The organism is Mesorhizobium sp. WSM4871 (assembly GCF_055811295.1).
The window spans coordinates 1-20,255 of record NZ_JBVVPU010000020.1 but is presented as its reverse complement, the minus strand read 5'-3'; the positions used below and the strand labels follow the sequence as shown (position 1 = coordinate 20,255).

Annotated in this window: 16 protein-coding genes; 13 read left to right on the top strand and 3 right to left on the bottom strand. The window is 64.2% G+C overall.

Annotation, left to right across the window (positions count from 1 at the left end; genetic code table 11):
- Positions 1-20: 20 nt before the first annotated feature.
- Together AC0L2H_RS29740 and AC0L2H_RS29735 are read right to left on the bottom strand one after the other, a co-directional pair.
- Complete coding sequence (locus AC0L2H_RS29740) at positions 21-3,491, bottom strand: indolepyruvate ferredoxin oxidoreductase family protein (protein ID WP_473593396.1); 3,471 nt, start codon at positions 3,489-3,491, stop codon at positions 21-23.
- Positions 3,488-4,906 (bottom strand): FAD-binding oxidoreductase, encoded by a 1,419-nt coding sequence (locus AC0L2H_RS29735; protein ID WP_473593395.1) that lies wholly within the window; start codon positions 4,904-4,906, stop codon positions 3,488-3,490. The genes AC0L2H_RS29740 and AC0L2H_RS29735 overlap by 4 nt, the downstream gene beginning before the upstream one ends.
- Before the next feature lie 325 nt (positions 4,907-5,231).
- On the opposite strand from AC0L2H_RS29735, the gene AC0L2H_RS29730 reads away from it, so the two are divergent.
- The 10 genes from AC0L2H_RS29730 to AC0L2H_RS29685 all read left to right on the top strand — a co-directional run bounded on the left by AC0L2H_RS29730 (position 5,232) and on the right by AC0L2H_RS29685 (position 17,108).
- The gene (locus tag AC0L2H_RS29730) at positions 5,232-6,206 is read left to right on the top strand and encodes a sugar-binding transcriptional regulator (protein WP_473593394.1); all 975 of its coding nucleotides are present in this window, start codon (positions 5,232-5,234) and stop codon (positions 6,204-6,206) included.
- A 44-nt stretch (positions 6,207-6,250) separates the two neighbouring features.
- Positions 6,251-7,696, top strand: a complete 1,446-nt coding sequence (locus AC0L2H_RS29725) for an ABC transporter substrate-binding protein (protein WP_473593393.1) — start codon at positions 6,251-6,253, stop codon at positions 7,694-7,696.
- Between the two features lie 162 nt (positions 7,697-7,858).
- Positions 7,859-8,782 (top strand): carbohydrate ABC transporter permease, encoded by a 924-nt coding sequence (locus tag AC0L2H_RS29720; RefSeq protein ID WP_473593392.1) that lies wholly within the window; start codon positions 7,859-7,861, stop codon positions 8,780-8,782.
- A 9-nt stretch (positions 8,783-8,791) separates the two neighbouring features.
- Positions 8,792-9,649: a carbohydrate ABC transporter permease gene (locus tag AC0L2H_RS29715; protein ID WP_107648791.1), complete on the top strand. Its 858-nt coding sequence runs from the start codon at positions 8,792-8,794 to the stop codon at positions 9,647-9,649.
- A gap of 5 nt (positions 9,650-9,654) precedes the next feature.
- Complete coding sequence (locus AC0L2H_RS29710; protein WP_473593391.1) at positions 9,655-10,773, top strand: ABC transporter ATP-binding protein; 1,119 nt, start codon at positions 9,655-9,657, stop codon at positions 10,771-10,773.
- Entirely contained in the window at positions 10,770-11,894 is a 1,125-nt protein-coding gene (locus AC0L2H_RS29705) for an ABC transporter ATP-binding protein (protein WP_473593390.1), read from the top strand. The genes AC0L2H_RS29710 and AC0L2H_RS29705 overlap by 4 nt, the downstream gene beginning before the upstream one ends.
- Entirely contained in the window at positions 11,894-13,477 is a 1,584-nt protein-coding gene (locus AC0L2H_RS29700; protein WP_473593389.1) for an FGGY family carbohydrate kinase, read from the top strand. Before AC0L2H_RS29705 ends, AC0L2H_RS29700 begins: the two co-directional genes overlap by 1 nt.
- Before the next feature lie 10 nt (positions 13,478-13,487).
- Positions 13,488-14,525, top strand: a complete 1,038-nt coding sequence (locus AC0L2H_RS29695) for a 2-hydroxyacid dehydrogenase (protein ID WP_107648795.1) — start codon at positions 13,488-13,490, stop codon at positions 14,523-14,525.
- 49 nt (positions 14,526-14,574) lie between these two features.
- The gene (locus AC0L2H_RS29690; protein ID WP_473593388.1) at positions 14,575-16,092 is read left to right on the top strand and encodes a glycerol-3-phosphate dehydrogenase; all 1,518 of its coding nucleotides are present in this window, start codon (positions 14,575-14,577) and stop codon (positions 16,090-16,092) included.
- Positions 16,092-17,108 carry a sugar phosphate isomerase/epimerase family protein gene (locus tag AC0L2H_RS29685; RefSeq protein WP_473593387.1) on the top strand — a complete coding sequence of 339 codons (1,017 nt, stop codon included), beginning with the start codon at positions 16,092-16,094 and terminating at the stop codon, positions 17,106-17,108. The genes AC0L2H_RS29690 and AC0L2H_RS29685 overlap by 1 nt, the downstream gene beginning before the upstream one ends.
- Here AC0L2H_RS29685 and fba read toward each other — a convergent pair.
- Entirely contained in the window at positions 17,072-18,136 is a 1,065-nt protein-coding gene (gene fba / locus AC0L2H_RS29680; RefSeq protein WP_107648797.1) for a class II fructose-bisphosphate aldolase, read from the bottom strand. The two genes, AC0L2H_RS29685 and fba, sit on opposite strands and share 37 nt — an antisense overlap.
- Before the next feature lie 272 nt (positions 18,137-18,408).
- Between fba and AC0L2H_RS29675 the strand changes: the two genes are divergently transcribed.
- From AC0L2H_RS29675 to AC0L2H_RS29665, 3 genes are all read left to right on the top strand, one after another.
- The gene (locus tag AC0L2H_RS29675) at positions 18,409-19,176 is read left to right on the top strand and encodes a DeoR/GlpR family DNA-binding transcription regulator (protein ID WP_473593386.1); all 768 of its coding nucleotides are present in this window, start codon (positions 18,409-18,411) and stop codon (positions 19,174-19,176) included.
- Between the two features lie 7 nt (positions 19,177-19,183).
- Positions 19,184-19,942 (top strand): triose-phosphate isomerase, encoded by a 759-nt coding sequence (locus AC0L2H_RS29670; RefSeq protein WP_473593385.1) that lies wholly within the window; start codon positions 19,184-19,186, stop codon positions 19,940-19,942.
- A gap of 39 nt (positions 19,943-19,981) precedes the next feature.
- On the top strand, positions 19,982-20,255 hold a 274-nt coding region (locus tag AC0L2H_RS29665), incomplete at its 3' end, for an RpiB/LacA/LacB family sugar-phosphate isomerase (protein ID WP_473593384.1).

Genomic DNA, 20,255 nt, shown 5'->3' with positions numbered 1-20,255 from the left:
CTGCTTCTGAGGTGCAACCGCTAAGCCGCTGTTTCCAGGCGGCTTTCCTTACCCAGTTTTTCCAGCAGCGCCGCCTTCTTCTTCTCGAAGCGTTCGACCGCCGCCATCTTGACGTGGCCGAAGCCGCGTACCTCTTCCGGCAGCCGGGCGAGTTCGGTCGCTACGACGTGGTTGCCTTTTGTCAGCCGCGCCGAAAGATCTGCGATCAGCCCTTCATAATCGGCAATCATCCGCCGTTCCATCCGCCGCTCTTCGGTGCGCCCGAACGGATCGAAGCGCGTTCCGCGCAGGCCCTTCAATCGCGCCAGCATCGCGAAGACCGGATTGATCCAGGCGCCGAAGGCGATCTTGCCGGGATGGCCGGTGCGCGGGTCGATGCGCGAGATCATCGGCGGCGCAAGATGATGCCTGATCCTGAAATCGCCCTCGAATTGTTCGGCCAATTTCTTCTTGAAGGATTGGTCGCGATGCAGCCGCGCCACCTCATATTCGTCCTTGTAGGCCATCAGCTTGAAGGCGCCGATCGCCACGGCCCTGGCGAAATCCTCGGAGCCGGATGAGAGGCCGGCTTCGGCCGCGCGGGCGGTGTCGACCAGCTTGCGGTAGCGGTTCGCATAGGCGGCGTCCTGGTAGCCGGTTAGGAATGCCATCCGGCGCGCAACCATGGCGTCGAGCGTCTCGGGTTTCGGTGCTTCTAGACTGCTCGTTTGCGCAGCATCCAGCACCGCCGCAAGGTCGACCGCCGCGCGGCGGCCCCAGTTGAAAGCTGCGCGGTTCATGGCGACGCCGGCGCCGTTCATCTCGATTGCCTTGTCGATGGATGTCAGGCTGATCGGCACCAGTCCGCGCTGCCAGGCATTGCCGAGCAGGAACATGTTGGCGGCGATGGCGTCGCCCATCAGCGCGAGGCCGAGCCTGGTCGCTGGGATCAGCGTGATAGCCTCTTCACCGGCCGCCCGCCGCAATTGCTTCAGCGTCGCCTCCTGGCGGAAGTCGATCGCGGTGTTCTGCACGAAGGACGCCGTCGGCGCGAAATGATCGTCGAGCACGGCCCTTGTGCGGCCATGCGCGAAGGTCGCAAGTGAAGCTGCCGCCGCCGACACGACGATGTCGAAGCCAAGCACAAGATCGGCCTCGCCCGGGCCGATCCTGACCGTGTTGAGCATATCAGGGTCGCGTGCAAGCCTGATATGCGAAACCACCGCGCCGTTCTTTTGCGCCAGCCCGGTCTGGTCGAGCGTCAGCAGGCCAAGCCCGTCGAGATGCGCTGCTTGCGACAGGATCGCGCTGACCGTGATGACGCCGGTGCCGCCAATGCCGGCCAGCAGCATGTTGTAGGGACGCTCGAGTGCCGCCAGCGCCGGCAGCGGCAATTCGGCGGAACCAGCCTCCACGGCCCGCGCCTTCGGCTTGCGAATCGTGCCGCCTTCCACGGTCACGAAGCTCGGGCAAAAGCCCTTGATGCAGGACAGGTCGGTGTTGCAGCTCGACTGGTTGATCCTGCGCTTGCGGCCGAACTCGGTTTCCTCGGGCTCGATCGAAATGCAGTTGGAGACGGCGGAGCAATCGCCGCAGCCTTCGCAGACGAGCTCGTTGATAAAGGCGCGTCTTGGCGAGACCGGATAGGCGCCGCGCTTGCGTCGGCGGCGCTTTTCGGCGGCGCAGACCTGGTCAAAGACCAGCACCGTCACCCCCTCGATCTCCCTGAGCTCGCGCTGCACGGCGTCGAGCTCGTCGCGATGGTGAATGGTCACGGACCGTGGCAGGACGCCGGCCCAGGCTTCGGGCTTTTCGGACACGACGACGACGCGTTTCGCGCCCTCCGCCAGCGTCTGCTCGACGATCGACGGCACCGAAACCTCGCCGTCATGGCGCTGGCCGCCGGTCATGGCGACGGCGTCGTTGTAGAGGATCTTGTAGGTGGCGCTGACCTTGGCGGCGATGGCGGCGCGGATGGCCAGCAGGCCGGAATGGAAATAGGTGCCGTCGCCCATATTGACGAAAATGTGCTTCTCGTCGGTGAACGGCGACAGGCCGATCCATGCGCCGCCTTCGCCACCCATCTGGGTGAAGGTGGAGGTCTCGCGCTCCATGCCGATGACCATCATGTGGCAGCCGATGCCGGTCGAGGCACGGCTGCCATCGGGCACCACGGTGGAGATCGAGTGCGGGCAGCCGGAGCAGAAATAGGGATCGCGCTTCAGCGCGATGACCTCGCCGGGCGCTGAAGCCGCGACGGCCTCGATTGTCTTCACGTGTGCGCTAAGCTCTGCGTCCGGCGTGCCGAGCCGCGAGACGATTGCGCGGGCGACCGAAACGGCGCTGATCTCGCCGATGGAAGGCAGCAGTGGCGCGCCGCGCTCGTCCGTCTTGCCGAAGACGCGTGGGCGATTGGGCGCGTTGAACAGCAGCGCCTTGATCTGGTCCTCGATCACCGGCCGCTTCTCCTCGACGACGAGGATTTCCTCCAGCCCCTCAGTGAAAGCCCTGAGCCCTTCCGGCTCGAGCGGCCAGACCATGCCGACCTTGTATAGCCGGATGCCAAGCTTGGCCGCGCGCCGCTCGTCGATGCCGAGGGCCGACAGCGCGCCGAGCAGATCGAGCCACGACTTGCCGGTCGAGACGATGCCGAGCCGCGCCTTGGCGGCGCCATGCACGATGCGGTCGATGCCGTTGGCACGGGCAAAGGCATGCACCGCCGCCATCTTGTGTTCGATGCGGCGCTCCATCGCATGCGGGCCGTCCGGCCAGCGCAGCGACAGGCCGTCGGCGGGCACCGTCAGCTGCGGCATGACGATACCAAGTCGTGCCGGGTCGACATCGACAGTCGCTGTGCATTCGACGATCTCGGTCTGGCACTTGAAGCCGATCCAGGCGCCGGAATAACGGCTCATCGCCCAGCCGAGCAGGCCATAGTCGATATATTCGCCGACGCCGCCGGGCGACAGCAGCGGCACCATGGCCGAGATCAGATTGTGCTCGCTCTGGTGCGGCAGCGTCGAGGAGACGGCGCCATGGTCGTCGCCGACCAGGAGCAACACGCCGCCATGGCGGTTGGTGCCGACAGCATTGGCGTGGCGAATGACGTCCATGGTCCGGTCGACGCCGGGACCCTTGCCGTACCACATGGAAAACACGCCGTCGTAGCGCGAGCCCGCGAACATGCCGGTCTGCTGCGTGCCCCAGACCGCGGTCGCGGCCATGTCCTCGTTGAGGCCGGGATGGAAGACGACATGGTTCGCCCTAAGGTACTTTCCGGCACGCTGCATCTCGCGATCGAAGCCAGCCAGTGGCGAGCCGCGATAGCCGGAAACATAGCCGGCGGTGTTGAGGCCGGCGGCAAGATCGCGCTGGCGCTGCACGAGCGGCAGCCGCACCAGCGCCTGCGTGCCCGAGACCAGGATGCGGCCGCGTTCCAGAACATAGCGGTCGTCGAGGCTGACTGGGACCGCATGCGCCTGTCCGGCTTTCGGGAGAGCGGCAGCCGTCATAGGGTCACTCCGTCAGACAACGCAGTCGCCGGCACAAGGTCGAAGACGCGACCGGCATTGAGGATATTGTTCGGGTCGAAGGCTGCTTTCAAGCGCCGCATGGCGGCGATCTCGGCGTCGCTGCGCGCCAGGTGCAACCATTGCTTCTTGTCGAGGCCGATGCCGTGTTCGGCCGAGACGCCGCCGCCACCCGCGGCGACGCCACGATAGACGATCTCATACGCCGCTGCCGGTTCCACGGTGCCGACCTGATAGTGCAGATTGCCGTCGCCGAGATGACCGAAGACATAGATCTCGGCATTGGGGTCGACAGCCCGGATCGCGGCTTCCGCCTCCCGCAGGAAAGCCCCCATCCTGGCCAGCGGGATGCTGATGTCGACGCCGATCAGGCCCTTCATAGAAAACAGGAAGCGGTTGGCGTCCTCGCGCACCGCCCACAGCGCGCGGAATTCGCGCGGCGACTGCGAGACGACCACGTCGTCGACCACGCCGTCCTCGACCGCCTGCATCAGCACCGCGGCAAAGCGGTCGCCATCGCGGTCGGGCTCGTTGCCCTGTATCTCGGCCAGCACATAGACGGGCGCGCCGACCGGCAGCGGCGCCGGCGCATCCATGCCGGCGACCATGGCGCCGTAGAGCGGCGCGAAATTCACCTCATAGGCCGACAGCAACGGCCCGAGCTTCTGCCTGAGCAGCGCAAGCAGCGCGATCGCCGCATCGAGCGAGGCAAGCGCGCAGAAGGCGTTGACCTCGGTGGCCGGTTTCGGATGCAGCCGCAGGCAGGCGCGCGTGACGACGCCTAATGTGCCTTCGCTTCCGATGAAGAGCTGGTTGAGGTCATAGCCGGAATTGTCCTTGGGCAAGCCCTTGAGCGACGTCAGCACGCTACCGTCGGCAAGCACCGCTTCGAGGCCCAGCACCTGCGCCCGGTACATGCCATAGCGCAGCACGCGGATGCCGCCGGCATTGGTGGCGATATTCCCGCCGACCGTGGATGTGCCGCGCGCGCCGATGTCGACGCCGAACAGCAAGCCGGCCGCGTCCGCCGCGTCCTGCACCATCTGCAGCGGTGCGCCGGCTTCAGTGATGATCGTCGCCGCCTCGCGGTCCGGAGCCGCGACCGCCGTCATCCGCTCCAGCGACAGCACCGCTTCGCCGGCTTGAATGCGCGCCGCGCCCGCAAGCCCGGTCCGGCCGCCCTGGACGACAAGCCGCTGCCCGGCCTCGTTGCACAGCCGCAGAATGTCCGACACTTCGCCGGTCGTGCGCGGCCGCAGGACGATCGCCGGCGGCGCGCCGTCCTTGCCGTCCGGGTCTTCTTGATAGCGCGGTCCGGCTTCGTCGGCCGAGACGACAGCGGACCTGTCCAGCCGCTTTTCCAGCCGCGATAGAAGCTCGGCAATTCTCTGGGACATAAGGTTCAAGGAAACGGATGACCCGGACGCCTAGAGGTGGCCGGGAGAGTTGTGGATGAGGGTCGTGAAAGCGGCCGCGGCTGACTTCCACCGTCCAGCAAATGCGGGGAAACCCCGCCAAAAATGCAGCCGGTTGTCTTCGCCATGCGTCGCTCCTGTAATGGATCGACCATAGGCGCGGCCTGCTATTTGTCAAACCTTCGAGAACCCGATCGCCATTGCGCGGTCAAGATGAAACAGCCGCTTGCCGTACACACGGCGCTTGACTTCGGCGGCGCCTTGTGAAAAATTTTGCAACAACTGATAAAAATATCACAGGGCGGAAATGGTTGGTTTTGGCAACGGTCTTCTGCGCGACGATGAAACCAGCATGGCGACCCGGGCCGCCTGGCTTCATTATGCCGGCGGGCTGACCCAGTCGGAGGTGGCCAAGCGGCTCGGCCTGACCAGCCTCAAGGCGCACCGCCTCATCACCAAGGCCAATCAGGAAGGTCTGGTCAAAGTCTATATCGACGGCGAAGTGTCGGAATGCGTCGCGCTCGAGGACGAACTGTCCGGGCGATACGGCCTCGATTATTGCGAGGTCGTTCCCGACTTCGATGCCGAAGACCTGCCGCTCAAGGCGCTCGGCATCGCCGGCGCGCAGTTTCTCAAGCGTGAGATCGAACGCGGCGAGGGCACGCTGATCGGCGTAGGTCATGGCCGCACGCTGGCCGCCTGCGTGGAGTATCTGCCGCGCATTGCGGCCGACGGGATCCGCTTCGTGTCGCTGCTGGGCGGCTTGACGCGCAAGTTCTCGGCCAACCCGCACGACGTCATTCATCGCCTGGCCGAACGCACTGGCGCGGAAGCCTATGTCATGCCGGTGCCGATGTTCGCCAACACGGTCGAGGACCGGGCCGTGCTGCTCGGCCAGAAGGGCATCAGCGAGGTCTTCGATCTCGCCAAATCGGCAGACCTTTTGATTGCCGGCATCGGCACCGCCGAGCGCGAGGCCTCGCTTGTCGCCACCGGCATGATCGAGAAGGGCGAAATGGAGGAGACCCGTCGCAAGGGAGGCGTCGGCGAACTGCTCGGCCATTTCTTCGATGACACCGGAAAGGCGGTCGAAACGACACTTTCCAACCGGGCGCTGGCGCTGGCGCGCGAAGACATCAGCAATCGCAGAATTGTCGCCGTTGCCGGCGGCAAGGTGAAGGTTCGTGCCATCAAATCGGTGTTGGAGGGCCGCTATCTCAAGGGCCTGGTCACCGATGAGCGGACGGCGCGAGCGCTCGTGGGAGAAACGCCGGTCGGGTAGCCGGCAACATCCAAGTTGAAACTACCCTGTGGAGGAGAAGAAAAATGCATGAGAAAGAAAAAGACCTGATCGACGCGTTCCTGCGCGGACAAGTCGATCGCCGTGGGCTGATCAAGGGCCTTGGCGCAATGGGCCTTGCCGCCGGCACGGCCGGCACGCTGCTCAACCTGGGGCAGACCCAGGCACTGGCCGCGGATTTCGATTGGAAAGCGCATCAGGGCAAGACCATCAAGCTCTTGCTCAACAAGCATCCCTACGCCGATGCGATGATCGCCAACCTCGAAAACTTCAAGCAGCTGACCGGCATGAATGTCGTCTATGACGTGTTCCCGGAAGACGTCTATTTCGACAAGGTCACGGCCGCGCTCTCGGCCAGTTCGCCCGAATATGATGCGTTCATGACCGGCGCCTACATGACCTGGACATATGGCCCGGCCGGCTGGATCACCGATCTCAACGAGTGGATCAAGGACCCCGCCAAGACCAATGTGAACTATGCCTGGGACGACTTCCTGCCCGGCGTCAGGAAGTCCTGCGCCTGGAATGGCCAGCCGGGCGGCGTGCTCGGTTCCGAGGACGCCAAGCAGTGGTGCATTCCGTGGGGCTTCGAGCAGAACAACATCACCTACAACAAGGGCATGTTCGACAAGGCCGGCGTCGCCGTTCCCGGCAATATGGACGAGATGGTCGCCGCGGCGGCCAAGCTCACCAAGGATGTAGGTGGCGGCGTCTACGGCATCGGCGTGCGCGGCTCGCGTTCATGGGCGACGATCCATCCGGGCTTCCTGTCGGCCTACGCCAACTTCGACCAGAAGGACCTTAACCTGTCGGCCGACGGCAAATTGTCGGCTGCCATGAACACCGCCGAATCCAAGGCCTTCCACAAGCAATGGGTCCAGATGATCCAGGAGAGCGGCCCGAAGGACTGGTCGACCTACACCTGGTATCAGGTCGGCACCGATCTCGGCGCCGGCGCCTCGGCGATGATCTTCGACGCCGATATCCTCGGCTACTTCATGAATGGCGGCGACAACAAGATGGCCGGCAAGCTCGCCTTCGCCGGCTTCAAGGCCAATCCCGCGGCCAAGGCGCCGACGCCCAACATCTGGATCTGGTCGCTGTCGATGTCCAACTTCTCGAAGGACAAGGACGCCACCTGGTACTTCATGCAATGGGCATCCGGACCCGAACACGCCCTGTTCGGCGCTACCAAGATGGACTTCGTCAATCCGGTCCGTCAGTCGGTCTGGAAGGACGAGGTATTCCGCGAGAAGCTGAACAAGAGCTATCCCGGTTATGTCGAGATGTTCGACGCTTCGGCGCCGGGAGCCAGCATCAAGTTCACGCCGCAGCCGCTGTTCTTCGATCTGACAACCGAATGGGCCGCGACGCTGCAGAAGATGGTGGCCAAGGAAGTGCCGGTCGACGAAGGCCTGGACAAGCTGGCCGAGAGCATCAACGGCCAGCTCAAGGAAGCCGGGCTCGGCTAAACCGGGCCGCCGGCTGGCTGGCCCGCTCGGGCGGGCCAGCCAGCCGGGAACTTCAACATTTTGCGATGCGGCGCTCCCGGCGCCGCCATTCGCCCGACCCGGCCGCCTTGCTCCCTTGGGCGGCCGGCAGGGCGGAGCAACAGGAATGACGGGTGAGCCACGATGACTGCGGTGACGGTACAAAGAAACAGGCCTTCCGGCTTCAGGATCAGCAAGCGGGTTCTGCCCTATGTGCTCAGCCTGCCGGCCTTGCTGGTCTGCATCGGCATCCTGATCCCGTTTTTCACGTCTGTGGTCTATTCGTTCCAGCGCTACCGGCTGAGCCAGCCCTGGGCGCGGCAGTTCAACTGGGGCGAGAATTACCTCAACTTTTTCACCGACCCGAAGTTCTGGAACACGCTCCAGGTTTCGCTGCTCTATGCGGGCATCACCGTCCTGCTCGAGCTGCTGCTCGGTCTTGCCATCGCCATGCTGCTGCAGAAGCGCACGACGCTGAACAACTTCATCTCGATCATGCTGTTGATGCCGCTGATGACGGCGCCCGCACTTGCCGCGTTGATGTGGAAGTTGATGACCAACCCCGGCTTCGGCGTGCTCAGCTACCTGGCCAGCCTCATCGGCCTGCAGGATTTCCGCTGGGCCTCGTCGCCGTCGACCGCGCTTTTCACCGTCGTGCTGGTCGATATCTGGGTCTACACGCCCTTCATCATGATCCTGCTGCTTGCCGGCCTGCGCAGCCTGCCGACTCAGCCTTTCGAGGCGGCCGCGCTTGACGGCGTGCCGAGGAGCTTCGTGTTCTTCCGCATCACCCTCCCGATGCTGACGCCCTATATCCTGACGGCGACGCTGTTTCGCCTGCTCGATTCCATCCAGCAGTTCGATATCATCTATGCGATGACTCAAGGAGGCCCCGGCGATACGCTGACCGTCTTCCAGGTCGAGGCCTACCTCAACTTCTTCCAGTCGACCAATGTCGGCCGCTCGGCCGCCCTGATGATCATCCTGTGGGCGATCACCTATTTCCTCTCCAACATCTTCATCAAGAACTGGCTGCGCCTGCGCGAGCGCGCCCGTGGCCAGGCATAGGAGGCCGGGATGGAACATACCTCGCTTCTCGAACGCATCCTGCGCGGCGTTGCACTCACGCTGGTCGTCATCTTCTTCATGTTCCCGATCGTCTGGATCTTCATGATGTCGTTCCAGACCAACGAGACCATCCTGCGCATCCCGCCGCAGCTTGTCTTCGAGCCGACGCTCGCCAACTACACGGCGCTGATCACCGGCAAGCTGACGACGATGTCCGGCACGCTCGATATCGCCTTCATGCGCAACCTCTGGAATTCGGTGTTCCTGTCAACCACCTCGGTTGCCGTCGCGCTGCTGCTCGGCGTTCCCGCGGCCTACGCCTTTGCGCGGCACAAGTTCCGCGGCTCTGAGGACATCGCCTTCACGCTATTGTCGTTCCGCTTCGCGCCGGCGCTGCTGGTGCTGTTGCCGCTCACCCTCTATTTCCAGAAGCTCGGCCTCGCCAACACCTATATCGGGCTGATCTGGGTCTACCAGTTGATCTGTCTGCCGCTGATCCTGTGGATCGTGCGCGGCTATTTCGAGGATATCCCGGCCGACATCGAATACGCCTATCGCATCGCCGGCCATTCCTGGTTCGCTACCTTCCGCAAGATCGCGCTGCCGCTTGCCGGACCCGGTATCGCGGCCGCCGGCCTGCTCGCCTTCATCTTCGCCTGGAACAATTTCGTCTTCGCGCTTGTGCTCGCCTCGGCCGACAAGCAGCCGGTAACGGTCGGAGCGCTTGCCTTCATCACCTCTTCGGGCATCCAGTACGGCCAGATATCGGCGGCGATCGTGCTGTCGATCACGCCGACGCTGGCGCTCGCACTCTACGCGCAGCGCTATCTCGTCGAAGGCCTGTCGCTTGGCGCGGTGAAAGGATAGGTCCGATGGCAAGTCTTGAACTGAAAAACATCGTCAAGCGCTACAAGAGCCAGACCGTCCTCGACAATCTGTCGCTGACCGTCGCCGATGGCGAGACGCTGGTCCTGTTCGGACCCTCAGGAGCTGGCAAGACCGTGCTGCTGCGCCTGGTCGCCGGCGTCATCGACCCCGACGAAGGCAAGATCCTGATCGGCGGCGAGGACATGACCGATGTCGATGCCGAGTTCCGCGGCGTCGGCATGGCGTTCCAGAACTTCGCGCTGTTTCCGCATATGAGTGCCTTCGACAACATTGCGACGCCGCTTGAGGCTAGGCACTCGTCGCAGTCGACGATCAAGGCAGGTGTCGAGAGCGTCGCCAAGCTGCTCAAGATCGGCCATGTGCTCAGCCACAAGCCGCGCGCGCTGTCCAACGGCCAGAAGCAGCGCACCGCGCTCGCCCGTGCTTTGGTCGGCGCGCCGCCGCTACTGCTGCTCGACGATCCCTTGCGCAATGTCGATGCCAAACTGCGCTTCGAGATGCGGCTCGAACTGCCGCGGCTCCTGGCCGATCGTGGCGCGACCGTCGTCTACGTCACCCAGGACTACAAGGAGGCGATGGCGCTCGGTGATCGCATAGCGGTAATGTCGCAGGGCGTCGTCAGGCAGCTCGGCACGCCCGAGCAGATCTATCGTGAGCCGGCAAACATCGAGATCGCCCGGCTGTTTGGCGACCCGACCATCAACCTGCTCGACGTCAAGCCCGCGCGTGACGGCAAGGGTGTCTATGTCGGCCTGTCGAATGTCCAGGTTCATCTGCCTGCCGCCTATGAGATGGCGGTCGGCCGCGACTGCGTCATTGGCTTGCGCCCGGAAGCGCTGAGCTTCGTCGATGAAGGCACGCCGGCCGCCATTCCGGTGACCGTCGAGGCCGAGACGCCGCTCAACGAAAAGATCGTTACGCTGGTGCGCACCGTGCGCGGTCGCGAGATCCTGGTGTCGCGTCCGGCCGGAGCGCCGGGCCAGGCCGAAGGCAAGGCCCATATCGCCGTCGACAGCAAAAGCGCGCTGTTGTTCGATCAGGCAAGCGGCGAGCGGATAGGCTCGAAGAACGTCGTCAGTTTGCGCAATGGAGAAGCGGCATGAGCGCCAGCGCACTCACCATTTCCGGCGTCGACAAATTCTACGGCCCGATCGACAGAGGCGTGCACGCCGTCCAGAACCTGACGATGGAGATCGGCAAGGGTGAGATCGTCGCGCTGCTCGGCTCGTCCGGCTGCGGCAAGACCTCGACATTGCGCATGATAGCCGGCTTCGAAGAGGTCTCGCGCGGCACGATCTCGGTTGCCGGCCGCCAGGTACACAGGCTGGCGCCGGTCAAGCGCAATGTGGCGATGGCCTTCGAGGGCTATTCGCTCTATCCGCCGCTGACCGTGCGCGAGAACATGGCTTTCGCGCTGAAAGCGGCAAGACTGCCGAAGAGCGAGGTCGACGCCAAGGTCGCCAGCATCGCCAAGCTGCTCGAGATCGAGGATATCCTCGAGCGCTATCCAAGCTCCATCTCGGGCGGCCAGCAACAGCGCGCCAGCCTTGGCCGGGCGCTGATCCGCGAGGCCGACCTGCATCTGCTCGACGAGCCGATGGGCCAGCTCGAGCCGCAGTTGCGCGCCGTGCTGCGCGGCCGCATCAAGCACTTCATCAAGGAACGCGGCCTGACCGCTATCCTGGTCACCCACGACCAGACCGAGGCCAATGCGCTGGCAGACCGCATCGCGGTGATGGAAGGCGGCGTGCTGCAGCAGTTCGATACGCCTGACAGGATCAAGCAGCGGCCGGCCAATCTGTTCACCGGCACCTTCGTCGGCGAACCGCCGATGAATGTCTTCGAAGCCTATGTCGGAATGAACGCCGGCAAGATCAATCTGCGGCTCCCCGATGGGCTTTCCCTCGACTACGACAAGGACGCTTTCAGCGCCCCCGTGCGCGATGAACTGCTCAACCGCGAGCGGGTGGTGATCGGCATCAGGCCCTATGCGGTCCGCCGCTCCAAGGACGGCGTGCCGGCCACCGTCTCGGCCAATCAGTGGCTTGGCGACCAGACGCATATCGCCGCCGATTTCGCCGGCGGCTCGCTGGTCCTGGTCGAGCATGACCGGACCCGCCTTGAGCTTGGCGCGCCTATCAACATCAGCATCGATCCGAAGAACCTGCACGTCTTCGACCAGGCCAGCGGCAACGCCATTTCGCACGGCATGGAGCTCGCCTGATGCGGGATGTGCTGATCGGCATCGACGCCGGCACGTCTGTCATCAAGTCTGTCGCCTTCGACACGGCGGGCCGGCAGATCGCGGCCGCCGCGCTGCCGAACAAATATGAGACGTTGCCGGGCGGCGGCGCCGAACAGGATCTCGCTCGCACCTGGCTCGATACCGCTGCCACCTTGCGCCAACTCGCCGACAAGGTGCCTGATCTCGCCAGTCGGGTGATTGCGATTGCCGTGACCGGGCAGGGCGATGGCACTTGGCTGATCGACAGGGAAGGCGAGCCGGTCGCCAAGGGCTGGCTGTGGCTCGACGCGCGCGCCGCAGGGGTGGTCGAGGAAATCCGCGCCCGGCCGGAGGATCGGCAGCGGTTTGAGAAGACCGGCAGCGGTCTGGCCGCCTGCCAGCAGGGATCGCAGTTCGCATTCATGAAGCGCAACATGCCCGAAATGCTTGGCAGCGCGGCAACCGCATTCCACTGCAAGGACTGGCTCTATTACAAGCTGACCGGCGAGCGCGCCACCGACCCGTCGGAAGGGACCTTCACCTTCGGCGATTTTCGCACGCGCGGTTACAGCGACGAGGTGCTGGATGTGCTCGGCGTCACCGATCTCAGGCATCTGCTGCCGCCGATCGTCGACGGCACCAGGCATAGTGCGAGCCTGTCGCAGGCGGCGGCCGACGCCACCGGGCTCGTCGCCGGCACGCCGGTCGTGCTCGCCTATGTCGACGTCGTCTGCACCGCGCTTGGCGCCGGACTGTTCGATCGTGAGCGCAAGCCCGGTTGTTCCATCATCGGCTCTACCGGCATGCACATGCGGCTGGCCGAGACGCCGGACGAGGTGTTGCTGAACGAGGCTGCGACCGGCTACACCATGACGATGCCGGCGCCCGGCGTCTTTGCGCAGATGCAGTCGAACATGGCGGCGACGCTCAACATCGACTGGGTGCTTGGCCTTGCCTCCGGCATTCTCGCCTCGCAAGGCATCACGCGGACAAATGGCGAGATGATCGCGCTGGTCGACGAGTGGATATCGTCGTCGGAACCGGCCTCGCTGCTCTACCAGCCCTATGTGTCGGAAGCCGGCGAGCGCGGGCCATTCGTCGATGCCAATGCCAGGGCCGGCTTCGTCGGCATTTCGTCGCGGCATGGCTATGCCGACCTGGTCCGCGCCGTTTTCGAGGGGCTGGCTTTCGCGGCCCGCGATTGCTACGCCGCCATGGGTCCGCTGCCCATGGAGGTTCGTTTGACGGGCGGCGCGGCCAGAAGTCCGGCCTTGCGCAAGATACTGGGCGCCGCGATCGGTGCCGACATTCGCACCAGCGAGCGCGAGGAGGCGGGTGCGGCGGGCGCGGCGATGATCGCAGCGGTGTGCGTTGGCCAATACGCATCGATGGATGAATGCGTCGAGGAATGGGTCACGCCGCTGCTTGGCGCGGCCGAGCCGAGCGACCAAACACTTGCCGCCGTCTACGAGCGGCTTGTTCCATCCTACACATTGGCGCATGAGGCGCTGCGGCCGGTCTGGCGTTCGATGGCCGCGCCCAGAACAAAAACCGACGTGACCAAAACTGGCCTGACGAACTGAGAAGTCGAGTATGCGCAAGATAGCGATCATTGGCGACCGTTTCATGCTTCCCGAAGTGTTCCGCGCGAAAATCGAGGAAGCCTGCGGCGACAATCTCGACATCCGCACGCTTGAGACCGCCTGGCCCGACGAGCCGATGCAGTTCGGTAATGCAGCCCTCGGCCTCGACAAGGTCAAGGAGTACTTTGGCGATCCGGACGAGGTGGTGGATTTCATCGGCGATGGCGAAATCTTCGTCACTCAGCTCTCGCCACTCTCCGAGGCCATGATGCGGCGCCTGCCGGCGCTCAAGCTGGTTGCGGTGTCGCGCGGCGGTCCGATCAACATCGATATGGCCGCCGCCAAAGCGCACGGCATCAGAGTGGTCAACGTTCCCGGGCGCAATGCCAGCGCCGTGGCCGAGTTCGCCATCGGCGCCATCCTTGCCGAAACCAGGCTGATCCGGGTGGGGCACGAGGCCTTGCGCAAGGGGGAGTGGCGCGGCGATCTCTACCGCGCCGACCGCACCGGCCGCGAGCTCAATGAAATGACCGTCGGCGTCATCGGCTATGGCAACATCGGCACCAAGGTTGTCCGCTTGTTGCGCGCCTTCGGGTGCCGCATCCTGGTCACCGATCCCTACGTGCAACTGAGCGCCGACGATCGCAATGGCGGTGTCGAACTGGTCGCGCTGGACGAGCTTCTGTCCCGCTCCGACGTGATCACGCTTCATCCCCGGGTGACCGAGGAAACCCGCGGCATGATCGGCAAGGAAACCATCGCGCGGATGAAGCCGGGGGTGACCCTCGTCAACACCGCGCGCGGACCGCTGGTCGACTATGACGCGCTCTACGAGGCCTTGGTGTCCGGCCAGATCGCCAGCGCCATGCTGGAAACCTTCGCGGTCGAGCCGGTGCCCGCCGACTGGCCGTTGCTGCAATTGCCGAACGTGACCTTGACGCCGCACATCGCGGGCGCCTCGGTGCGCACCGTCACCTATGCCGCCGAGCAGGCCGCCGAGGAGGTGCGCCGCTACATCGCCGGTCTGCCGCCGGTCAATCCGTGCTGAAAGCCGCAGGAGCCATGAAGGACTTGCCACGCATCCAGGGCCCAGCGAGATGAGCGGCGATAGCGAGATCGTCGACCTCTTCGTCATCGGCGGCGGCGTCAACGGCGCCGGCATTGCGCGCGACGCCGCCGGCCGCGGCCTTTCCGTCATGCTGTGCGAGAAGGACGACCTCGCCGAGGGCACCAGTTCGCGCTCCGGCAAACTCGTCCATGGCGGCCTGCGCTATCTCGAATATTACGAGTTCCGCCTGGTGCGCGAGGCGTTGATCGAGCGCGAAGTGCTGCTGGAATCGGCGCCGCACATCATCTGGCCGATGCGCTTCGTGCTGCCGCACAGCCCCGACGACCGGCCGGCCTGGCTGGTCCGGCTCGGCCTGTTCCTCTACGACCATCTCGGCGGCCGCAAGCGGCTGCCTCCCACCCGTACGCTGAACCTGCGCACCGCGCCCGAAGGTGCGCCGATCAAGGACGCGTTCCGGCGCGGCTTCGAATATTCGGACTGCTGGGTCGACGACGCCCGCCTCGTCCTTCTCAATGCGCTGGACGCAGCGGAACGAGGCGCGAAAATCCTGACCCGGACTGCCTGCACCGCCGCCCGTCGCGAAAACGGTCTGTGGTCGGTTGAGATGCGCGACGGCAGGACCGGCGTCAAAACCACGGTGCGGGCACGGGCGCTGATCAACGCCGCCGGTCCCTGGGTCAACGACGTCATCAACCGCGTTGCCGGCCAGAATTCCAGGCGCAACGTACGCCTGGTCAAGGGCAGCCACATCGTCGTGCCGAAATTCTGGGAAGGGCGGCAGGCCTATCTCATCCAGAACAGCGATAAGCGGGTCATCTTCATCAACCCCTACCAGAACGATCTGGCGCTCATCGGCACCACCGACATTCCCTACGAAGGACGGCCGGAAGACGTCAAGGCTGATACCAGCGAGATCGATTACCTGATCAAGGTCGTCAATCGCTACTTCAAGCGAGGGCTTGCCCGCGAGGATGTCGTCCATTCGTTTTCCGGGGTCAGGCCGCTCTATGACGACAACGCCGACAATCCGAGCGCGGTGACACGCGACTACATTTTCGAGCTCGACGCTTCGGCGGGGCAGGCGCCGCTGCTCTCCGTCTTCGGCGGCAAGATCACCACTTTCCGCAAGCTGGCCGAACACGCGCTGGACCGGATCGCTCCCTTCTTTCCAGCAATGGGCAAGTCCTGGACGTCGAAAGGGCATTTGCCGGGCGGCGACATCGCCAATGCCGACTTCGAACAGTTCCTCGGCGACCTCGGTCGCGACTATCCCTGGATGCCGGCATCGCTTACCAAGCACTACGGCCGGCTCTACGGCACACGGACGCGCATCGTGATCGGTTCGGCGCGCTCGCTCGCCGATTTGGGGCGGCGCTTCGGCAAGGATTTCTTCGAGCGCGAAGCCAATTACCTGTTCGAGCATGAGTGGGCGCTGACATCGACCGATATTGTGGAACGACGCACCAAGCATGGGTTGCATCTGTCGGCTGCGGAGAAAACCGCATTCGAGAATTGGTGCGCGAGCCGGCTGGCAAAGGCGGGTTGATGGCCTTCACGCTGTCCCTCAACACCAATCCGCTGGTCAACCGCTTTGCCGACCCGGACGATCTGATCGACACGATCGCCTACGACATCGGCATCAGGGACGTGCAGCTGACGCATGAATTCGTCAATCCCGGCTGGCCGGCGGCGACGATCGCGAAATTCATCCGGCTGTTCCGCACCGCGCTCGACCGCACCGGCGTGCGCGTGACATCGGGGATGACCGGCCCCTATGGCCGGCTCAACCATTTCGGCCATCCCGACGCCGATGTGCGCCGCTACTATGTCGACTGGTTCAAGACCTTCGCCGACATTTCCGCCGAACTCGGCGCCAGTGGCATGGGCACGCAATTCGCCATCTTCACCCACAGGGACTACGACGACCCCGAACGCCGCGCGCGGCTTCTCGACATCGCCATGGAATGCTGGCGGGAGGTCGCCGAACATGCGAGGGCGGCCGGGCTGACCTACCTGTTCTGGGAGCCGATGTCGGTCGGCCGCGAATTCGGCCACACGATCGAGAGCTGCCGGGCGCTGCACCGGGAGATCGAGGCGGCCGGCATGGCCATCCCGCTGAAGATGATGGTCGACATCGACCATGGCGACGTCACCTCGAGCAACCCCGCCGACATCGACCCCTATGCCTGGGCTGAGGCGTTTCCGCTGGAGTCGCCGATCATCCACATCAAACAGTCGTCGATGAACAAGGGCGGCCATTGGCCCTTCACCGACGCCTACAACAGGGATGGCCGCATTACGCCGGAAAAATTCCTGGAGACGGTGCGGCGCGGCGGCGGTGTCGACAACGAGATCTGCCTCGAATTGTCGTTTCGGGAGCGCGAGCCCGTCGATCACCAGGTCGTCGCCATGATCCGCGAGTCGGTCGACTACTGGGCGCCGTTCGTCGACGCGGGCAGGGCCAGTCTTGCCGCGAAACGGGTAGAGGGGCAGGAGCCGAAAGCAGCCCCTGCCCGAGAAAGCCCTCAGCCGAATTTCGGGTCCAGGCTGCCCGACTTGTAGCGCTTGGCCATTTCCGAGACCGGCAGCGGCTTAATCTTCGGCGCGTTGCCGGCGGTGCCGAACTGCTCGAAGCGCTCCTTGCACAGCTTGCGCATCGCCGCCATGGCCGGCGTCAGATATTTGCGCGGGTCGAACTCGCTCGGGTTCTCGGTCAGCACCTTGCGGATCGCGCCGGTCAGCGCCATGCGGTTGTCGGTGTCGATGTTGATCTTACGCACGCCGTGCTTGATGCCGCGCTGGATCTCCTCGACCGGCACACCCCAGGTCGGCTTCATCTGGCCGCCATATTTGTTGATGATCTCCTGCAGCTCTTCCGGCACCGAGGACGAGCCATGCATGACCAGATGCATGTTCGGCAGGCGGCGGTGGATCTCCTCGATGACGTTCATGGCGAGCACGGCGCCATCGGGCTTGCGCGAGAACTTGTAGGCGCCGTGGCTGGTGCCCATGGCGACGGCCAGCGCATCGACATGCGTATCCTTGACGAATTCCACCGCCTGTTCCGGATCGGTCAGCAACTGGTCGTGGCTGACGGCGCCTTCGACGCCATGGCCGTCCTCCTGCTCGCCGCCGCCCATCTCCAGCGAACCGAGCACGCCGATCTCGCCTTCCACCGACACGCCGCCCCAATGCGCCATGTCGACGACGCGGCGCGTGATGCCGGAATTATAGGCGTAGTCGGCCGGCGTCTTGCCGTCTTCCTTCAGCGACCCGTCCATCATCACCGAGGTGAAACCGTACTGGATCGCGGTCACGCAGGTGGCTTCGTTATTGCCATGGTCGAGATGCATGCAGACAGGGATATCCGGGTGGATTTCGACCAGCGCGTCGATCAGCTTGGCCAGCACCACGTCATTGGCGTAGGCGCGCGCCCCGCGGCTCGCCTGCAGGATGACCGGCGACTTGGTCTCCTCTGCGGCCTCCATGATGGCGAGGCCTTGTTCCATGTTGTTCATGTTGAAGGCGGGCACGCCATAGCCGTGTTCGGCGGCATGGTCGAGCAATTGTCTCAATGTGATGCGAGCCACCCAATAGTCTCCCGTAGCTGGTTTCAGGCCTCTGGTTGCGAGCCGTCCGATCGTCGTTCGACCCGCTGATGCTTCTGGCCGGATTTCCTCCAGACCGCAACCTTTGGACGCCCCGGCCGGAGCAATTCTTGTTACAGGAAAGCGATCTGGGAGCGAAAATATCTCATATAAATATAACATTATCACAAAGATTTTGATGCGATTGCGATTTTCTGTGTTATAATTTCTTGAGGAATTCGGGGCGCACAGGGTCGTCCTGAGAAAGCTGCGCAATGAAGAGCGACGGCCGGCGGCAAGGTATCATGGATTTTCTGATGGACGCGGGAACGGCGAGTGTCGACGACCTTGCCTCGCGCTTCGGCGTGTCCAGGATGACCGTTCATCGTGACCTCGACGAGCTCGAGGAAAGCGGCTTCCTGCGCAAGGTGCGCGGTGGCGCCTCGATCCAGCCGAGCGGCCTCTTCGAGAGTGACTTCCGCTACCGCCAGAAGCAGGCGCGCGAGGAAAAACTGCGCCTGGCCGCTGCCGCGGTGACGATGATCGAGCCGGGCCAGACGGTGATCATCGATGACGGCTCGACGGCCGGCGGCATTGCCGGGCATTTGGCCGATCTGCGGCCGCTGACGGTGATCTCCAACAATCTGGCCGTCATCCAGGAACTGGCCGGCGTTGGCGGCATCACGTTGATCGCGCTCGGCGGCCAGTACAGCAAGAAGTTTCACGGCTTCTTCGGCCTGCTCGCCGAGGACACGTTGAAATCGCTGCGCGCCGATGTCGCCTTCCTGTCGTCGTCGGCCATCCACGGCGCTTCCGCCTTCCATCAGGACCAGGAGGTGGTCCAGACCAAGCGGCTGATGATGGCCGCCGCGGCGCGCAAATATCTGCTGGTCGATCATGGCAAGTTCGGTCGCACGGCGCTGCATTTCCTGACCGATCTCAAGGCATTCGACACCGTCTTCACCGGTCGCGAACTGGAGCCTCCCATGCGCGAGGCGCTGGACGCCGCCGGCGTTTCGGTAACGATTGTCGACAAGGAGTGAAAGACGCGTGGTTTACTGGGTCGGTACAAGCTGGAAGATGAACAAGACGCTCGCCGAGGCACTTGCTTTCGCCAAAGTGCTGGCCGGCTTCGTGCCGGGCTTCGACGATCGTATCCAGCCCTTCGTCATTCCGCCCTTCACTGCGGCGCGTGAGGTCAAGCAGGCGCTGTCGCCGACCCGCGTCAAGGTCGGCGCCCAGAACATGCATTGGGCAGACGCCGGCGCCTGGACCGGCGAGATCTCGCCGCTGATGCTGAGGGATTGCGGGCTCGACCTGGCCGAACTCGGCCACAGCGAGCGGCGCGAGCATTTCGGCGAGACCGACCATGCCGTCGGCCTCAAGACCGCGGCAGCGGTGAAGCATGGGTTGATACCGCTGATCTGCGTCGGCGAGACGCTTGCCGAGCGCGAAGGCGGGCGGGCTGAAGCCGTGCTGACCGCGCAGGTACAAGGCGCGCTGCAATTTTTGCCAGGCGAGGCGAAGGCGGCGACAATACTGTTCGCCTACGAGCCGGTCTGGGCGATCGGCGACAAGGGCATTCCGGCCGGTTCCGACTACGCCGACAGGCAGCAGGCGCTGATCAAGCAGGTCGCCGCCGCGCTGCTCCCTGCCGCACCGCCGGTCCTCTATGGCGGCAGCGTCAACCCCGGGAATGCCGCCGAACTGATCCGTCAGCCCAATGTCGACGGCCTGTTCATCGGCCGCTCGGCCTGGCAGGCGGAAGGTTACATCGACATCCTCCAGCGCGCCTCGGCGGCGATCTGAACCAATCGAAATCTCATTCAATCAAGGAAGGATACGACCATGAAAATAGCCATTGGAGCCGACAGCGCCGGCAAGCCGTTGCTCGACGTCATCGCCGCGCATCTCGCCACCAAACCCGGCCTCACCGTCAGCGATCTCAGCCAGGCCGGCTACTATGCCGACCTGTCGCAGAAACTCGCCCAGACGATCGTCGATGGCGAGAACGAGCGCGGCATCCTGTTCTGTGGCACCGGCATCGGCGTCTCGATTTCGGCCAACAAGGTGCCGGGCATTCGCGCAGCACTCACCCACGACACCTATTCGGCCGAGCGCG

Coding starts and splice junctions, on each gene's coding strand:
- AC0L2H_RS29740 (WP_473593396.1), bottom strand. CDS start 3,491: ATGACGGCTGCCGCTCTCCCGAAAGCCGGACAGGCGCATGCGGTCCCA.
- AC0L2H_RS29735 (WP_473593395.1), bottom strand. CDS start 4,906: ATGTCCCAGAGAATTGCCGAGCTTCTATCGCGGCTGGAAAAGCGGCTG.
- AC0L2H_RS29730 (WP_473593394.1), top strand. CDS start 5,232: ATGGTTGGTTTTGGCAACGGTCTTCTGCGCGACGATGAAACCAGCATG.
- AC0L2H_RS29725 (WP_473593393.1), top strand. CDS start 6,251: ATGCATGAGAAAGAAAAAGACCTGATCGACGCGTTCCTGCGCGGACAA.
- AC0L2H_RS29720 (WP_473593392.1), top strand. CDS start 7,859: ATGACTGCGGTGACGGTACAAAGAAACAGGCCTTCCGGCTTCAGGATC.
- AC0L2H_RS29715 (WP_107648791.1), top strand. CDS start 8,792: ATGGAACATACCTCGCTTCTCGAACGCATCCTGCGCGGCGTTGCACTC.
- AC0L2H_RS29710 (WP_473593391.1), top strand. CDS start 9,655: ATGGCAAGTCTTGAACTGAAAAACATCGTCAAGCGCTACAAGAGCCAG.
- AC0L2H_RS29705 (WP_473593390.1), top strand. CDS start 10,770: ATGAGCGCCAGCGCACTCACCATTTCCGGCGTCGACAAATTCTACGGC.
- AC0L2H_RS29700 (WP_473593389.1), top strand. CDS start 11,894: ATGCGGGATGTGCTGATCGGCATCGACGCCGGCACGTCTGTCATCAAG.
- AC0L2H_RS29695 (WP_107648795.1), top strand. CDS start 13,488: ATGCGCAAGATAGCGATCATTGGCGACCGTTTCATGCTTCCCGAAGTG.
- AC0L2H_RS29690 (WP_473593388.1), top strand. CDS start 14,575: ATGAGCGGCGATAGCGAGATCGTCGACCTCTTCGTCATCGGCGGCGGC.
- AC0L2H_RS29685 (WP_473593387.1), top strand. CDS start 16,092: ATGGCCTTCACGCTGTCCCTCAACACCAATCCGCTGGTCAACCGCTTT.
- AC0L2H_RS29675 (WP_473593386.1), top strand. CDS start 18,409: ATGAAGAGCGACGGCCGGCGGCAAGGTATCATGGATTTTCTGATGGAC.